Source organism: Cryobacterium levicorallinum (assembly GCF_004402405.1).
GTDB lineage: Bacteria > Actinomycetota > Actinomycetes > Actinomycetales > Microbacteriaceae > Cryobacterium > Cryobacterium levicorallinum.
Map to the genome: position 1 here is coordinate 17096 of NZ_SOFE01000008.1, position 16099 is coordinate 33194.

Sequence of the window (16099 nt, forward strand, 5' to 3'; positions counted from 1 at the left end):
CGGGCTGCCACCGACAGGCCGGTCACCCAGGGCTATCACGGCGGCATGTCTGCCCACCCGGACTCCTACACCCAGGCTTTGGACCGTGCACTGTTGCACGCCCAAGCTTTGCTTACGTCACTCCCTTCGCGGAACCCGGACTGATGGCACTGCCGTCCGGCCGCTTCGTCGGCTGGGTGATTGGGGGGACCCTGCCCGCAGCCCTCGCCGCCGACTGGTTGGTGACCGCGTGGGACCAGAACGCCGGAATGCGCTTCGCCACTCCCGCGACTGCCGTACTTGAGGAGAACGCTGCGGGCTGGATCCTCGATATGCTCGGGCTTCCTCTCGGATCCGATGTCGGATTCACGACGGGCGCGACGATGGCCAATTTCGTCGGTCTTGCCGCGGGTCGGCAGTGGGTTCTGGAGCATCCGACCCGATTGGTGCAGCGATCGACGTGGCGAAGCGGCAGGGAGCCTGGGTGCACGTGCACGGGGCTTTCGGCCTGTGGGTAGCGGCCGACGGCACGCCGGCAACATTGGCCCGGGCGACCCGTTCGAGAAGGTGCCGGAGCTGTCCCGTCGGGCGCGAGGCGTTCCAGTCTGGGCGGCGCTCCGATCCCTCGGTCGTGATGGCACGATCGCGCTGGTCGACCGTCTCGCGGCCGATGCGCGTGCCCTGGCCGATGGACTGCGGTCGATGCCGGGGGTCAAGGTCCTCAACGAGGTGGTGTTCACGCAGGTGTGCGTGAGTTTCGACCGCGACGCTCGCACCCGGCGGGTGACGCAACAGCTCATTGCCCACGGCTCAGCGTGGATGTCGGGGTCGCTCTGGCACGACCTTGACATTCTGCGCATCTCGGTGAGGAACTGGTCGACGGATGCCGCGGACGTCGCGTTCTCCCTCGCCGCCGTGAAGCGAGCCTGCGCGACCATGGACGGGGCCGAGGACATAGCGGTGGTCCCGGACTTGGAGGCAGCGATGGGCGCAGTTGTGGACGCAGCCAACGACATAGTGCAGCGCCGGCCGGACGCCACGTGCCCTGCTCCGCACCCACACCCGCACGCGATCCATAGCCCCGCAACGGACGATCGAAATTGACCCTGCGGATCTAACGGCCGCATCCGACCACCATCCAGTGACGCCGCACGCCCGGCCACGGGAGCGCCGCTCCAGCCGGCTCCTGGTAGCCCCATACGCGCCTTACGCGCGGCGCACCCAGCCAGCCTCGCGTTCCTGGGCGGCCCCGTCGAGGTCGAGGCCGCCCAGGGCGCCGCGCACGGCCGCACTCGACAGCCCGGCTCGGCGTGACAGGTCGGCGACCGTGCGCGGCGAGCGACCGCTGAGAGCATCAAACACGCGCACCTGGTCGCTCGTGCGGGGAATCGGACCGGGGCCCGCATCGGTGTTGGGCCCCGCTTCCAGGTGGAAATTGGCCAAGGGCACCTGAATCGACCGATCGCCGACCAGCTCGGCCATTTCGGTCGGGTTGGTCACGCACACCGCGGCGAACTCCCGGATGAGGCGGTGGCAGCCAGCCGAGGTCGGGCTCGTGATCGGGCCGGGCACCGCGCCAAGCGGGCGACCGAGCGCGGAGGCATGGCCGGCTGTGTTGAGCGAGCCGGACCGCCAGCCGGCCTCAAGCACGACCGTCGCCGCACTGGACGCGGCGATGAGCCGGTTTCGTTGCAGAAACCTCCATTTCGTGGGTGCTGCGCCGCAGGGAAGCTCGGAGACGACCGCGCCGGAGGCCACGATGCGGGTGAGCAGGGAGTCGTGGCCACTCGGGTAAAACCGGTCGACTCCCCCGGCGAGAAAGGCCACGGTCAGACCGTCACTGGCCAGGGCGGCCCGGTGGGCCATCCCGTCGATGCCGTACGCGGCACCGGAAACGATGGCGAAGCCACGGTCGACCAGCCCCGCCGAAGCTTCCATGGCGATGTGCTCGCCGTATCCGGTGGCGGCCCGCGCCCCGACCAGTGCGATGGAGTTGGGCAGCGCGGCGAGGGCACCGGGTCCGCCACGCCACCACAGGGCAAGCGGGGCGTGCTTCTCGAGGTCATTGAGAGCCGCCGGCCAGAGGGAATCCGTGGCCAGCAGCAAACGAGCCTCGACGCGGGCCGCCTGTTGCAGCGAGCGGATGACCTCGGTCGAGTTGAGCCGCGGGCGCCAGCGCTGCAGCCCCTGGTCTAACGCGGCCTCGAGTTCGGCGCTGGTGTCGGCATCCGCTTCGCTGAAATCGATGGACGGACTCACTGCGAACAGCACACTCGGGCCGACCGTCGTGTCGCCGGAGAGCGCGTCGCGCACCAGGGCACCGAGGCGCACCGGGCTCCACGCCTCGAGAATAGCGGTCAGGGCGACGCTGGCACCGAGGCTCGCCACGAGCACTCCCGCCATGCCGTCGCCCGGCTCAGCGATGCCCGACCACGCGGCGCGGGCGAACACCTCGGCGACCATTGCGGTCTCGATTTCCATGGCGGCGCCGTTGGTCGTGCCGCTCCTGTCTGCACCGTCGGCCCGATCTGCACCGACGGCCCGATCTGTGCTATCGGCTACGCCTGCGCTGCCGGCCAGACCTGGTGTCTTGGCGCTCGAAATCGGGACCAGGTTCTGGCCTGCAGCCGCGGTGCCGTCGCAGGTCTGCGGTCCGTCACCGGCCGCTGGCATCCCACCGCGCACACCGGCGGTGAGTGCCCTGACCCGGGATTCGTCCAGACCAAACAGCTTCATGATGTCATTCCTTTGCGTAGGTAAAGGGCTTGACCGACCTGGTCGGCGCCGGGACTGGTGAGACCGTCGTAGTCGGCGAGGGTCCAGGCGATGCGCAGCACCCGGTCGTAGCCGCGCATGGTGATTCCGCCACGTTCGAGGGCGCGATCCAGGCCCGCCGTGCATGCCGGGGCCAGCCGCACCGGGGCACCGCGCAGCCACGGGCCGGGCACCTGGGAGTTCACGGTCCACGGCGTGCTGCCCAGCCGTTCGGCTGCTGCAGCCCGAGCGGCCACCACCCGATCCCGGGCGCTAATGCTCGTGACGCGCTGGGTGCCGGCGGCGAGGCGCAGCTGGGCGGCGGTAATGCGCTTGACGTTGAGTTGGATGTCGATGCGGTCGAGCAGCGGACCGGAGATGCGCGCAAGATAGCGGCGGCGCGCGTTCGGCGGGCAGGTGCAGCTCAGGTCGCCGGCCCCGTACTGCCCGCAGGGGCACGGATTGGCCGCCATCACCAGTTGGAAACTGGCCGGGAAGTGGGCGACGGCATTGGCCCGGTGGATGCTGATCCAGCCGGATTCCAACGGTTGGCGCAGCGCGTCAAGCACCGGCGAAGCGAATTCGGGGGCTTCATCGAGAAACAGCACTCCGTGCGAGGCTTGCGAGGCAGCACCGGGACGAATCTGCCCGTTGCCGCCGCCGACCATGGCTGCGGCCGTTGCGGTGTGATGGGGCGCTTCCCACGGCGGCCGGGTAATCAGGGCATCGCCGAGTCCGAGACCGCTGAGCGAGCGCAGGGAGCTGACTTCGAGCGAGCTGGCCGGGTCGAGATCGGGCAACAGCCCGGGCAGTCGGGCCGCGAGCATTGTCTTGCCGGCGCCGGGCGGGCCGAGCAGAAAAACGTGGTGCCCACCGGCGGCGGCGATCTGCAGCGCCAGGATGGCGTCGTCGTTGCCGATCACGTCGGCGAGGTCGGGTTCGGCAGCCAGACTGCTCGGTACGGTCGTCGCCAGGATCGGCTCGACCGGAATCGTCGGGAGGTTTGCCCCATGCCAGATCGCCGCATCGCGCAGCGATGCGACGCCGATCACTCGAATATCGGGAACGAGTCGCGCCTCCGCCTCATTGCCGATGGGTACCATCACCGTCGTGTGACCGAGGCGGGCGGCGGTCATCACGCCCGGCAGGATTCCCGGGGTCGGTCGCAGCCGCCCGTCGAGGGCAAGCTCGCCGAAGTGCACGACCTTGCCCACCGACACCTGCGAAATGGTGCTGTCGGCGGCGAGGCAAGCCAGGGCGATCGCGAGGTCGAACCCGGCACCGTGTTTGGGCAGCGCGGCCGGCGACAGATTGATGGTGAGGCGGTGAACAGTGAGGGGGCATCCACTGTTGGCGGCCGCAGCACGCACCCGCTGGGTCGCCTGGGACAGGGCAGCGTCGGGCAGGCCGATCAGAATCATGCCGGGCAGTTGCGCCGAGATATCGGCCTCGACCTCGACGAGCGCTCCGGTCAGGCCGAGCAGCGCCACGGCATGGGTGCGGGCGATCCCCATCAGAACACGCCCTCGAGGTGTTCGATGACCGGTTCGCGGCCCCGCGGGGCGATCACGGCGATGACGTCAAGCCTAATCTGGCGCGGCCACCGCTCGGCCTGCACACACCAGGCCGCGGCGAGGCGGCGCATGCGGGCAAGTTTTTTCACGGTGATGGCTTCAAACGGATGCCCAAAGCTCAGGCTGCTGCGCGTCTTCACCTCGACAAAAACCACCGCAGAACCGCGTTGTGCGACGAGGTCGATCTCTCCCTCGGCGCACCGCCAGTTGCGGGTCAGAATTGTGTAGCCGGCACCCTCCAGAAAGCGAGCGGCCTGCTCTTCACCGAGTTTGCCGACTTCGTCTTTGCGCGCCACGAGTGCCTCCGAGAACCAGAGTGACCGCTCGCGGGGCGCCGTGGCCGGGCCGCCACCGCATTGGTCCAGAATGCGGCGATCCGGGCGCTGTGGAGGAGGCTACCCGCAGCAGGAGCAGGCTGCGTCGGGGTGCAGAACAGACCGGGGCGGCTACTCGTCCTGCAGCACGAACAAGCGGCGCACGACCTCGCCGGCGACGAGCGCATCCAGGCTCTCGTTGAGGTCGGCGAGCGGACGCGTATCGGTGTGCAACAGCTCGACCGGCAGCTTGCCGTCGCGCCAGAGCTGCAGGTAGGCCGGAATGTCCCGGCTCGGCACGGCGTCGCCCATATAGGAGCCGAGCAGCCGGCGACCGAGCCCCGCGAACTGCAGCGCGGGCGTTGTGATGGTCTGCTCGGGGTGCGGCAGGCCGACCGAGACGAGCGCGCCGCCGCGGGTGAGCAGGGCGAGGCTCGCCTCCATGACCCGGGCGCTGCCGACCGCCTCGATGGCGAGATCAACACCGTCGCCGGCATGCGTGTTCACGAGCTCCGCTGCTTGCTCGGGCGATCCGGCGTGGTCGGCGCCGCACCGCACGGCGAGGGCTTGTTTTTCGGGCAGCGGATCGATGGCGATCACGGTCGTGCCGTCGACCTGCGCGGCGGCCATGACCGCCATCAGGCCGACCGCGCCGAGACCGAACACGATCACCGACTGGCCGGGCGCGAGGGCGCCGGTGCCCAGCACGGCGCCGATGCCGGTCAGGGCCGCGCAGCCGAACATTGCAGCAACCTCGAACGGAACATCCTGGTCGATCACCACGACGGATTCGCGGGCGACGACGGCGTACTGGGAGAACGCCGAGACGCCCAGGTGGTGGTTGATACGCTCCCCCGCTCCGCCCACCAGCACGGCCGAGCCGTGCAGCAGGTCGCCGGTTCCATTGGCCTCGGCGCCGCGGTGGCAGAGTGCTGGCCGCCCGGCCCGGCAGGCGCGGCAGTCGCCGCAGCTCGGCACGAACACGAGAACGACCCGGTCGCCGAGCTCGAGATCATCGATGCCGTCGCCGAGACCGGCAACGGTTCCCGCGGCTTCGTGGCCGAGCGCCATCGGCAGGGGGCGCTGGCGCGAACCGTCAATGACCGACAGGTCCGAGTGGCAGAGGCTGGCCCGTTCGATGCGCACGAGCACCTCGCCGGCGCGCGGGACCGGCACCGGAATCTGCTCAAACGTCAGCGGGCGGCTGTCGGCGTAGGGGCGCGCCGAGCCCGCTTCGCGAAGAATCGTGCTGAGCATCATTGTTGGAGTCATTCCTTCAACCTATCGCCAGTGGCCACGTACGCTGGGCTTATGACCACGCTGCGCAACCGGGTGACCGATTTCACAATGCGCGCCATGAATGGTGTGCACCGGATGCTTCTGGCCCTCACGGGCGGACGCCTCGGCTGGACCATCGGCACCATGCAGACCGTTGAACTGCACACGATCGGCCGCAGCAGCGGGCTTCCTCGGTCGACGATGCTCACGGCGCCGATTCATGAGAGCGGGCGGTATGTGCTGGTGGCGTCCAAGGGCGGCGACGACCGGCATCCGTTCTGGTACAGCAACCTCGTGGCGCAGCCGGACGTAGACCTGACCATTCGCGGGGTGACGCGGCCTTTTCGGGCGCGCACCGCGACATCCGCTGAGAAAGCCGCGCTGTGGCCGCGCATCGTGGCCGCCTACCCCGGCTATGGCGCCTACCAGGCAAAAACCGACCGCGACATTCCCGTGGTCATCTGCGAGCCGCGCTAACCCGGTGTTGAGGTTACGCTACGCGAAAGCGGCGGCGGCGGGCTTCCCTGCTTACCCTCGATGTCTGAGCGAGGAGCGGGTGACCCGCCGACTCCGCGGACCGCCAGCGGAACGCGAGCACATCCCCCGGCCCACCTTAGGAAGCTGGGCCCGTGATAGATCATGGGCCCACTTTCCGGGCCCGGGCCCGGTGCAAATCACATTGCTAGGCGACGGGCTCGAGGGCCTCAGCGGCGAGGATGGCCGGGAAGATGGGCGCGTGCACGCCGGCCATCTCCTCGAGTACCCGAATGACCTGGCAGCTGTAGCCGAATTCGTTGTCGTACCAGACGTACAGCACGGCCTTCTGCTCGGTGACGATGGTGGCCAGCCCGTCGACGATACCGGCGCGACGCGAGCCGAGAAAGTCGCTGGAGACGACCTCGGGCGAGTCAATGTAGTCGATCTGCCGGTGCAGCGAAGAGTGCAGCGACATGGTGCGCAGGTAGGTGTTGAGTTCGTCCTTATCGGTGGCTCCGGCCAGGTTGAGGTTGAGGATGGCCATCGACACGTCGGGCGTGGGCACGCGAATCGCGTTGCCGGTGAGTTTGCCGGCGAGCTCGGGCAGAGCCTTGGCGACGGCCTTCGCCGCACCGGTCTCGGTGATCACCATGTTGAGCGCGGCCGAGCGACCACGGCGGTCGCCGGAGTGGAAGTTGTCGATCAGGTTCTGGTCGTTGGTGAAGGAGTGCACCGTTTCGACGTGGCCGTCGATGATGCCGTAGCGGTCATTGATCGCCTTGAGCACCGGGGTGATCGCGTTCGTGGTGCAGGACGCAGCGGTGATGATGCGGTCGCTCGCCAGGATGTCGCCGTGGTTGATGCCGTGCACGATGTTCTTGAGCGCGCCCTTGCCCGGCGCGGTCAACAGCACCCGGGACACTCCGGGGCATTTCAGGTGCTGCGACAGGCCTTCTTCGTCGCGCCATTTGCCGGTGTTGTCGACGACGATGGCGTCGTGAATGCCGTACTGCGTGTAGTCGACGCTGGCCGGGTCGCCGGAGTAGATCACCTGGATGAGCGTGCCGTTGGCGAGGATGGTGTTGTTCTCTTCGTCGATGGTGATCGTGCCCTCGAAGGGGCCGTGCACCGAGTCGCGGCGCAGCAGGCTCGCGCGCTTCACCAGGTCATTGGCGGATCCGCGCCGCACGACGATGGCCCGCAGACGGAGCCCCTGGCCACCACCGGCGTGCTCGATCAGGATGCGCGCGAGCAGTCGGCCGATCCGGCCGAACCCGTAGAGCACCACGTCGGTGCTGGAGCGACCGTCCCGTCCGTGCTGGCCGACCACATCGGCGAGTTCGCCGCGCAGGTATTCCTCGAGGGTGACTCGGTCGTTCTGCTCGCGAAAGCCGAGGGCGAGGCGGGCCAGGTCGACCGAGGCAGCACCGAGACCCAACCCGTCGAGGGCCTGCAGAATCGGCAGCGTCTCGTCGAGCGGCAACTCAACATCCGCTATATGACGCGCGAAGCGGTGTGCCTTGATTAGGCCGATGACCGACTTGTTGACCAGGCCGCGCCCGTAGACGCTCGTCACCACGTTGTTGTCGCGGTAGAGGCGGCCGATCAGGGGAATCATCGCCTCGGCGAGAGCCTCGCGGTTGCTCCACGTTGCACGGGCACGATCAGCGTCCTGGATCACAGGGTTGCCTTCCTTAACCTTCATTAGTCAGTATGGCGATATCCCCGGCCACCCAGGGCACCGGAGTCGTTCCTTACTCGTCGAGCGCAAGTTCCTTGGGAAGTTCGAAGTCCTTCGACGCGAGCTCTTCCACGTTGACGTCCTTGAAGGTCAGCACGCGTACCGACTTCACGAACCGGTCGGAGCGGTAAACGTCCCAGACCCAGACGTCCTTCATAGTCAGTTCGAAATAAAAGTCGTGCTCAGTGTCACGGCGCACCAACTCGACCTCGTTCGCGAGGTAGAAGCGTCGTTCGGTTTCGACAACGTACTGGAACTGGCCAACGACGTCTCGATATTCCCGGTACAGGGCCAACTCGACCTCTCGGTCGTAGTCCTCGATTTCGTCTTCTTCCATGGTGACCTCATCTTACAATGAGATTTTCAGCCACGATTTTCGATGTAAAGGGCTCGGTCCGAGCAGGTCGATCGCGCTCATGTGCGCCGCGCTGCCATAGCCCTTATTCGACGCCCAGCCGTAGCCAGGTTCGTCATCGTGCGCCGCGATCATCAGACGGTCGCGGTATACCTTCGCAATAACGGATGCCGCCGCGACCGACCCGCAATCCCGGTCGGCTTTGATGCGGGTCACGACGTTCAGCGGGGTGGCCAGCGCCTTATTCAACCAGTCGTCACTGCCGTCGAGCAGCACGATGCTGCCGGCCACGTCGACGCCCTGCGCATACAGGTCGGACAGGGCACGCTTGCCGGCCAGGCCGAGGCAGGCGATGATGCCGAGTTCGTCGACCTCCGCGGCCGAGGCGAGTCCGACAGCCGAGAACGTCGCCCAGGCCGCGGCGAGCGGCGCAAGAAGTTCGCGGCGCGGCTCGCTGAGCATCTTCGAATCGCGCAGTCCAAGGGGCATGGTCAGAACCGATGCGTTCACCGCGGCGAATCCGACGGCCACCGGCCCGGCGAGGGCACCGCGGCCGACCTCGTCGCACCCGATGACGAAGCTCGCGCCGCGGTGCAGCAGGTCGAACTCCACGTCGAGGGTGGGATCAGATACTGCCACTACTCGGTGCCCTGCTCGGCCTGCTCGACCTCGCGGAAGACGTCGGGGTAGTCATCGAGCCAGGCCCAATGGGCCAGCGGCCAGCTCACGACCAGAGCCCGCCCGACGACGTTCTCGACGGGCACATAGCCCTGACCGGCGGTCTCGCCGTTGAACCGGGAATCCTTGGAGTTGTAGCGGTTGTCCCCCATCATCCAGAGCGAGTCGTCCGGGATGGTCACGTCGAAGTCGATGTCGGAGACCTTGGCCTCGCCGGCCGGCAGCAGCACGTAGGCGGATTCGTCGAGCGGAACGTCGTTCACACTCATCTGGCCGAGGGCGTTGCAGCAGACGACGTGGTCGCCGGGCAGGCCGATGACCCGTTTGATCAGGTGGTCGTTACTGTCGGGGGCAGACAGGCCCACGACCGAGAGCAGCCAGTCGGCCCCGGCAACGATCGGGTTTTGCACGATCTCGGCCTGCGGCAGCAGCCATCCGCCCGGATCTTTGAATACGACGACATCGCCGCGCGTGATCGGGATGAGCTCGGGTTCGAGCTGGTTCACGATGATGCGATCGTCCACCTGCAGGGTGTTCTCCATCGACCCGGACGGGATGTAGAACGACCGAATCAGAAAGGTCTTGATCAAAAACGAGATCAGCAAAGCCACCACGAAAATGATCAACAGGTCGCGAATGAACAGCAAGACGCTGCGCTTCTTGCTGGGCGCCTTCGTACTTCGTGCCATTTTGCTTCGGGACCTCTTCGACTCTGACACCCGATGATCGGACCTGGAGGTGAGCACTTCATCTGTCATTTAACCGCCTGAGCTCCCCATCAGTTTAGGTGATGGGGAGCTCAGTAAGAATCCGGTTGAACCTTGGGTCAGCGCGAAAGTTAGCGCTTTTCCTTGATCTTGGCCTTCTTGCCACGCAGGTCGCGCAGGTAGTACAGCTTCGCGCGACGAACGTCACCGCGGGTCACGATCTCGATGTGGTCGATGACCGGGGAGTGCACCGGGAAGGTACGCTCGACGCCGATCTGAAAGCTGACCTTGCGAACGCAGAACGTTTCGCGCACGCCTTCGCCGGAGCGGCCGATGACGACTCCCTGGAAGACCTGGATACGAGAGCGGGTTCCCTCAATGATGTTGACGTGAACCTTGACGGTGTCGCCGGCACGGAAGTCAGGAAGATCCTTCTTCAGTGATGGGGCGTCTACCGCGTCGAGAATATGCATGTTGTTTCGCTCTCTGTACCCGCCACAGGTCGACTACGCTAGGTGCTTCATTCGAAGCAATCAGTATGAGTTGTGCGCCGCACAAAGCAGGTTCCCCTGTGGCAGAGTCCTGCAGCGGCACAATCGCCTATTCTGCCATGAACGAGGCCCGGCTGCAAAGTCGGGCTCGATTGAGTTAGATGCGGTCGCGCTTTTCTTCGATGACGATGACCTCCGGGGTGCCCGTACGGCCAAAGCCGGGCGTTGGCCTGGTCGTCTTCGGCGACACATGGGGCAGTGGATGCCCCGGCGCGGCCGGTGCAGACTGCCCGCGTGCCGTCTGCTCCACCAGGTCGACCATCGCGCGCATTCGACGCTTGGCGGAGTCGAACAGCTCCCAGAGTGCAAACCAGAACACGGCCAGCCCGCCGACGATGACCAACACGCTGAGCCAGCCGGCGGCATCCGCGGAAAAGGGGATCGCGATGATGAGGGTGTGCCAGAGGGTGAGAACGCCGACGTCGGCGTAGGAGACGGCGCGGGTTTCGCGCACCTCTTTGCGCGCAAAGAAAAGGAGGGCGACGAGGAGAAGCCCGAGGCCGATGAGCACGGCTCCGAAGAAGATGCCCAGAACGGCCCAGGCGCCCGATCCAAAGATCGAGGACCCGACGAGGAGCCAGAGCGGCAGGGCTCCGGCGGCAATGAATTGCCAGTGGTAGAAGGCGCGGCGGATGATCACCGCGCCAGTTTATCGACGGCGGCTGGGGCTTTGCTTGGCGTTCGCTGGGGGCAGAAGATCGGGTGGCATCAGGTCGGGGCGCACCCGTTCGGTGCGTTCGATCTGCTGCTGACGGCGCCAGGTGCTGATGGCGCCGTGGTTGCCGCTGAGCAGCACGGGCGGTACGTCGAGGCCGCGCCAGCTGGACGGTTTGGTGTAGCTCGGGTATTCGAGCAGGCCGTCTTCGTGAGATTCCTCGACGAGGCTTTCCGGGTTGCCGACGACGCCGGGGATGAGGCGTCCGATGGCTTCGATCATGGCCATCACGGCAACCTCTCCCCCGTTGAGCACGTAGTCGCCGAGGCTAACCAGGCGCACCCGGCCGCGGGCTTCATAGTGGTCGACGACGCGCTGGTCGATGCCCTCGTACCGGCCGCAGCCGAAAATGAGGTGCTGCTCGAGCGAGAGTTCGCGGGCCATCGCCTGGGTGAACTGAGCGCCGGCCGGGGAGGGAAAGATGAGGATCGGGCCGTCGTCGGCGGCGTTGACGGCGGTCGGCGTTTCAGTTGCGGCAGCCTCGGTCGCTACGGCCGCGGCGTCGGTCGCTACAGCTTCGGTCGCTACGGCCTCGGGAGCGGCGCCGAGGATGGCGTCGAGGGCTGCGCCCCACGGTTCGGCCTTCATGACCATGCCGGCACCGCCGCCATAGGGAGTGTCGTCGACCGAGTGGTGCCGGTCGTGGGTGTGGTCGCGCAGGTTATGCACGCCGAGTTCGATCAGTCCGCTCTGGCGAGCCTTGCCGAGCAGCGACAGATCGAGCACATCGAAGAATTCGGGAAAAATGGTGACAATGTCGATGCGCATGGTCAAATTCTAGAAGAGTCCGGCGTGCGCTTTCGCCTCAAGGTACCGGCCGACGACCAAATCGACCAGCGGAGCGGGGGCTGGTTCGCCCGGCACCAGCAGTGGAGAGGTGACCGACTCGGCACCGGCGCTCTGGGCGCGGGTCAGGTCGAAGAAAAATCCCGGTGCCATCAAGTAGGTACTCACGGTGACGCTGTCGCTGCGGAGGCGGGCCTCGGTGACGGCGCACGCCAGTCGGGGCGAGGCGGCGGACAAAAAACCGACCGTGACGCGCACGCCGAGGCGCTGCGCCAGCATCTCGCCGATTCGGCGGCAGTCCTCGACCGCGCGTGTGTCGCTGGAACCGGCAGCGGCGAGGACGACCTCGCGGCCGGGCTGGGCGGTGAATCCGGCGGCGGCGAGCCGGTGCTCGAGCACATCGATGAGGCGATCATCGGGGCCGAGGGCCCGGGAGACGGTGGTCACGCGGCCGGGCACGCGGGACTCGCGTTGCAGATCGACGTGCACGTGATAGCCGGCGGAAAGCAGCAGGGGCACCACCACTGCGGCGCGATTCGGGCGCAGCGCGCCGAGGCTGGCCGCGATATCCGGTTGTTGCACGTCAACGAAACCGCCGGTCACGCTCAGATCGGGGCGCGCGAGCGCGACGGCATCGACGAGGGCGGCAATGGCGGCCTGCCCGTCAGCAGAACTCGTGCCGTGCGAGATGGCGACGAGCGCGGCGGGTAGTGCCGTCTGGGGCGCGGCATCCGCTTGATTGCTGCGGGGTCGATCCGCTCGCACCTGGTCGGTGCGAGCCTGGGGGGCGCGAGCCGGAATGGTTCGCACCTGGTCGGTTCTGAGTCGTTCGCCGAGCAGGGTCATGCGGCACTGAGTAGTTCGGGGGCGTGCCGTTTAGTCTCGACGGCGACCTCGATGAAACCGCCGACCACGCGGGTTTCGTAGGTGTTCAGTACGAGCGTCGGGTTGGTGAAGCATTCTCCGGTGCCGAGATCATAGACCTCTTTGTGCAGCGGGGAGGCGATGGTGGGGCGGTCGCCCTTGGAGCCGACGATGCCGCGGGCCATGACGTGGGCCTCGGTGTGCGGGTCGCGGTGGTCGACGGCGTAGATTTCGGTGGGCGAGAGCAGAAACAGGGCGATCTGGTTTTCGCGGATGAGGGCCGCTTCGCCCCAGCTGAGTTCCAGATCGGCCACGGCGCAGGCGCGCTCCCAGACCAGGGTGGGGCGGGTCAGTGCAACGGTAGGGCGAAACTCGGCGGTTGTCATCGTCATGGTGCGCTCCCTGGGTTGTCGCGTTTGTGCGTTGATCCCACGGTAGGCGGGCCATATTTCAACCAGACGCCCCCTATGTTTCCTCGCCGTGAAACTCGCCTCACAGCGGGGGTGCGCCGCTGTGGGGCTTTCGACCAGCACGGGACACACGAGCGACACGAGGGGGAAACTGCCCCGAACTACGCTCACAATTGCCCCGCTTCGAAAGGATGCTGATGCCAGCTTCGAATGAAACCGCTTCCGCGTATTCTGCCCCAGACCCTGCAACAACCGCTGGGACTGCGACACACGCCGTCACATCGACGAGCAAAGTGGATGCCGCTATTCCCGCTGCCGAGACGCCGCGCCGGGTCATCGTGATCGGCGGCGGACCCGCTGCCCACCGCCTCACCGACGCCCTGCACTCCCGCGACACCGAGCACACCCTGTCGATCGTCGTGCTGGCCGAGGAGAACCACCGCCCCTACGACCGGGTCGCGCTGAGCCAGCGGCTCGCCGGAATGATCGACCTCACTCTGGAGCCCACCGCGCCGTGGGACAGCGAACGGATCGCCCTGCGCATCAACGAACGCGCCACCCGCATCGACCGGGTCAACCAGACAGTCACAACCGGGGCCGGAGCCGTGCTCGAGTATGACGACCTCGTGCTCGCCACCGGGTCAAGCGCGCCCGTTCCGGAGATGCCCGGTCGCGATCACATTCGGGTGTACCGCACCGTCGACGACGTCGACGCCCTCGTCGACGAACTCGCCGCCCTCACGGCCTCACTCGGCCGCACCCCCAAGGTCGTCGTGGCCGGCGGCGGATTGCTCGGCCTCGAAGCGGCCGGCGGACTGCACAAACTCGGCGCCGAATCCGCCATCGTACACTCCGGCGGCTGGCTGATGTCGGCCCAGCTCGATGAGGGCGGCGGACAGGCCCTCGGCCGGCTCATCGTGGCCCAGGGCATCGAGCTGCACCTCGGCACTCGGGCCCGCACCATTCTCACGAACGACGACAACACCGCAGTGACCGGCCTGCAACTCGGCAACGGCCGTACGATCGCCGCCGATATGGTCGTCTACGCGATCGGCATCTCCCCGCGCGACGAGCTCGCCCGGGACGCCGGACTCGCCGTCGGTACCCGCGGCGGCGTCACGATCGGCAACGACTGCCGCACGAGCGATGCGAATATTTGGGCCATCGGCGAGGTTGCCAGCTGGAACGACCGCTGCGTCGGCCTCGTCGCCCCGGCCAACGCCATGGCCGAGGTCGTGGCCGACCGGCTGCTCGGTGGCAGCGCCGAGTTCACAACCGTCGACGAGGCCACCAAGCTCAAGCTCTCCGGCGTCGACGTCGCGAGTTTCGGCGACGCACTTGCCACCACGGCGGGGTCGCTCGAAATCGTCTACGCCGACCCGGCCCGCGGCCTGTACCAAAAGCTCGTCATGACCGACGACGCCAAGACCCTGCTCGGCGGCATCTTCGTCGGCGACGCCACGCCCTACTCGGCCCTGCGCCCCATGGTCGGCCGCGAGCTCAGCAGCGAACCCGCCGCCTACCTCTCGGCCGCCGGCACCGAGGCTCCGGCCGGCGACGAACTGCCCGACGACGCGCTGGTCTGTTCCTGCAACATGGTCTCGGCCGGAACGGTGCGGAGCGCCGTGCGCGGCGACGATGTGAACAATGAACACCAAACGGAAGCTTGCACCGAACTCGGCGCGCTCAAGGTGTGCACCCGGGCCGGCACCCAGTGCGGGTCGTGCGTGCCGCTGGTCAAGAAGATCCTCGAGGCCGAGCTGACGGCATCCGGTCAAACCGTGTCGCACGCGCTGTGCGAACACTTCGAGTTAAGCCGGCAGGAACTATTCGAATCGGTGCGGGTGCTCGGCCTCACGTCGAGCGATGAGATCTTCTCCCGCTTTGGAACCGGCCGCGGCTGCGATGTCTGCAAGCCCGCCGTCGGCTCGGTTCTGGCCAGTCAGAACACCGCCTACATTTTGGATGCCGGCCGCGGCACCCTGCAGGACACCAACGACCGCGCCATGGCCAATATGCAAAAAGACGGCACCTACTCCGTCGTTCCGCGCGTTCCGGGCGGCGAGATCACTCCGACCAAACTCGCCGTGATCGCGCAGGTCGCTCTCGATTTCGACCTTTACACCAAGATCACCGGCGGCCAGCGAATCGACCTGTTCGGTGCGCGGTTGGAGCAGCTGCCGGACATCTGGCGAATCCTGGTCGACGCCGGATTCGAATCCGGGCAGGCCTACGGCAAGGCGCTGCGCAACGTGAAATCGTGCGTCGGGTCAACCTGGTGCCGATTCGGAGTACAGGATGCCGTCGGCCTCGCGATCCGCCTGGAACTGCGTTACCGCGGGCTGCGCGCGCCGCACAAGTTCAAGTTCGGGGTCTCGGGCTGCGCCCGCGAGTGTGCAGAGGCCCGCGCCAAGGATGTCGGCATCATCGCGAGCGACAACGGCTGGAACATGCATGTCGGCGGCAATGGCGGCTTTCAGCCGGCCCACGGGCAGCTACTCGCGACCGACCTCGACGAAGAAACCTTGATCAAGTACATCGACCGCTACCTGATGTATTACATTCGCACGGCCGATCGGATGCAGCGCACCGCCCGTTGGATGGAAGACCTCGAGGGCGGCCTGGAGCACGTGCGCGACGTGGTTATCAATGATTCGCTCGAATTGGCCGAGGAACTCGAACAGGCCATGCTCGCCCACGTCGACAACTATGAGGACGAGTGGGCGGCGACGCTCGCTGATCCGGAGCGGTTGCGCCGGTTCCGTTCCTTCGTGAACGCGCCGACCGAACCCGACCCGAGCATCGTGCTCGTTACGGAGCGTGACCAAATCCGGCCGGCGACCCCGGCCGAGCGAGCCTCGTCGAGTACTGTTCTCCTAAGCGGAAGCCGCATTCCTGTACGAAAAGAGTAAGCAA

15 protein-coding genes and 1 pseudogene are annotated in these 16099 nt (G+C 66.9%); 3 read left to right on the forward strand and 13 right to left on the reverse strand.

From position 1 onward, the window contains the following. Nucleotides 1–45: 45 nt before the first annotated feature. Nucleotides 46–927, forward strand: a pseudogene (locus tag E3O11_RS04035) (pyridoxal phosphate-dependent decarboxylase family protein); the annotation flags it as partial. A 258-nt stretch (nt 928–1185) separates the two neighbouring features. Here E3O11_RS04035 and dprA read toward each other — a convergent pair. The 4 genes from dprA to E3O11_RS04055 all read right to left on the reverse strand — a co-directional run bounded on the left by dprA (nt 1186) and on the right by E3O11_RS04055 (nt 5893). Further along, nucleotides 1186–2715: a DNA-processing protein DprA gene (dprA, locus tag E3O11_RS04040; RefSeq protein ID WP_241994634.1), complete on the reverse strand. Its 1530-nt coding sequence runs from the start codon at nt 2713–2715 to the stop codon at nt 1186–1188. Continuing rightward, nucleotides 2712–4247, reverse strand: coding sequence for a YifB family Mg chelatase-like AAA ATPase (locus tag E3O11_RS04045; protein ID WP_092449213.1), 1536 nt, complete (start codon nt 4245–4247; stop codon nt 2712–2714). The genes dprA and E3O11_RS04045 overlap by 4 nt, the downstream gene beginning before the upstream one ends. Next, the gene (locus E3O11_RS04050; protein WP_092449214.1) at nt 4247–4603 is read right to left on the reverse strand and encodes a YraN family protein; all 357 of its coding nucleotides are present in this window, start codon (nt 4601–4603) and stop codon (nt 4247–4249) included. The genes E3O11_RS04045 and E3O11_RS04050 overlap by 1 nt, the downstream gene beginning before the upstream one ends. 150 nt (nt 4604–4753) lie before the next feature. Then, nucleotides 4754–5893, reverse strand: coding sequence for an alcohol dehydrogenase catalytic domain-containing protein (locus E3O11_RS04055; protein WP_092449215.1), 1140 nt, complete (start codon nt 5891–5893; stop codon nt 4754–4756). 39 nt (nt 5894–5932) lie between these two features. Between E3O11_RS04055 and E3O11_RS04060 the strand changes: the two genes are divergently transcribed. Beyond that, nucleotides 5933–6376: a nitroreductase family deazaflavin-dependent oxidoreductase gene (locus E3O11_RS04060; RefSeq protein ID WP_092449216.1), complete on the forward strand. Its 444-nt coding sequence runs from the start codon at nt 5933–5935 to the stop codon at nt 6374–6376. Nucleotides 6377–6581: 205 nt separating this feature from the next. Here E3O11_RS04060 and E3O11_RS04065 read toward each other — a convergent pair whose 3' ends face one another. The 9 genes from E3O11_RS04065 to nirD form a co-directional block, all read right to left on the reverse strand. Then, nucleotides 6582–8081 (reverse strand): glyceraldehyde-3-phosphate dehydrogenase, encoded by a 1500-nt coding sequence (locus tag E3O11_RS04065; RefSeq protein WP_092449217.1) that lies wholly within the window; start codon nt 8079–8081, stop codon nt 6582–6584. Between the two features lie 49 nt (nt 8082–8130). Continuing rightward, nucleotides 8131–8454 carry a DUF2469 family protein gene (locus E3O11_RS04070; RefSeq protein WP_092449218.1) on the reverse strand — a complete coding sequence of 108 codons (324 nt, stop codon included), beginning with the start codon at nt 8452–8454 and terminating at the stop codon, nt 8131–8133. A 12-nt stretch (nt 8455–8466) separates the two neighbouring features. Further along, a complete protein-coding gene (locus E3O11_RS04075) occupies nt 8467–9111 on the reverse strand; it encodes a ribonuclease HII (protein ID WP_092449219.1) in 645 nt (214 codons plus the stop codon). Continuing rightward, complete coding sequence (gene lepB, locus E3O11_RS04080; protein WP_092449220.1) at nt 9111–9839, reverse strand: signal peptidase I; 729 nt, start codon at nt 9837–9839, stop codon at nt 9111–9113. Before lepB ends, E3O11_RS04075 begins: the two co-directional genes overlap by 1 nt. 149 nt (nt 9840–9988) lie before the next feature. Beyond that, nucleotides 9989–10330 (reverse strand): 50S ribosomal protein L19, encoded by a 342-nt coding sequence (rplS, locus tag E3O11_RS04085; protein WP_092108884.1) that lies wholly within the window; start codon nt 10328–10330, stop codon nt 9989–9991. A gap of 175 nt (nt 10331–10505) precedes the next feature. Continuing rightward, a complete protein-coding gene (locus E3O11_RS04090) occupies nt 10506–11048 on the reverse strand; it encodes a hypothetical protein (RefSeq protein ID WP_092449221.1) in 543 nt (180 codons plus the stop codon). Between the two features lie 9 nt (nt 11049–11057). After that, entirely contained in the window at nt 11058–11891 is an 834-nt protein-coding gene (trmD, locus tag E3O11_RS04095) for a tRNA (guanosine(37)-N1)-methyltransferase TrmD (protein ID WP_092449222.1), read from the reverse strand. A 9-nt stretch (nt 11892–11900) separates the two neighbouring features. After that, the gene (locus E3O11_RS04100) at nt 11901–12755 is read right to left on the reverse strand and encodes a sirohydrochlorin chelatase (RefSeq protein WP_092449223.1); all 855 of its coding nucleotides are present in this window, start codon (nt 12753–12755) and stop codon (nt 11901–11903) included. After that, nucleotides 12752–13165, reverse strand: a complete 414-nt coding sequence (nirD, locus tag E3O11_RS04105) for a nitrite reductase small subunit NirD (RefSeq protein WP_233195293.1) — start codon at nt 13163–13165, stop codon at nt 12752–12754. The genes E3O11_RS04100 and nirD overlap by 4 nt, the downstream gene beginning before the upstream one ends. A gap of 311 nt (nt 13166–13476) precedes the next feature. Between nirD and nirB the strand changes: the two genes are divergently transcribed. Then, complete coding sequence (gene nirB / locus E3O11_RS04110; RefSeq protein WP_241994635.1) at nt 13477–16095, forward strand: nitrite reductase large subunit NirB; 2619 nt, start codon at nt 13477–13479, stop codon at nt 16093–16095. Nucleotides 16096–16099 lie beyond the last annotated feature (4 nt).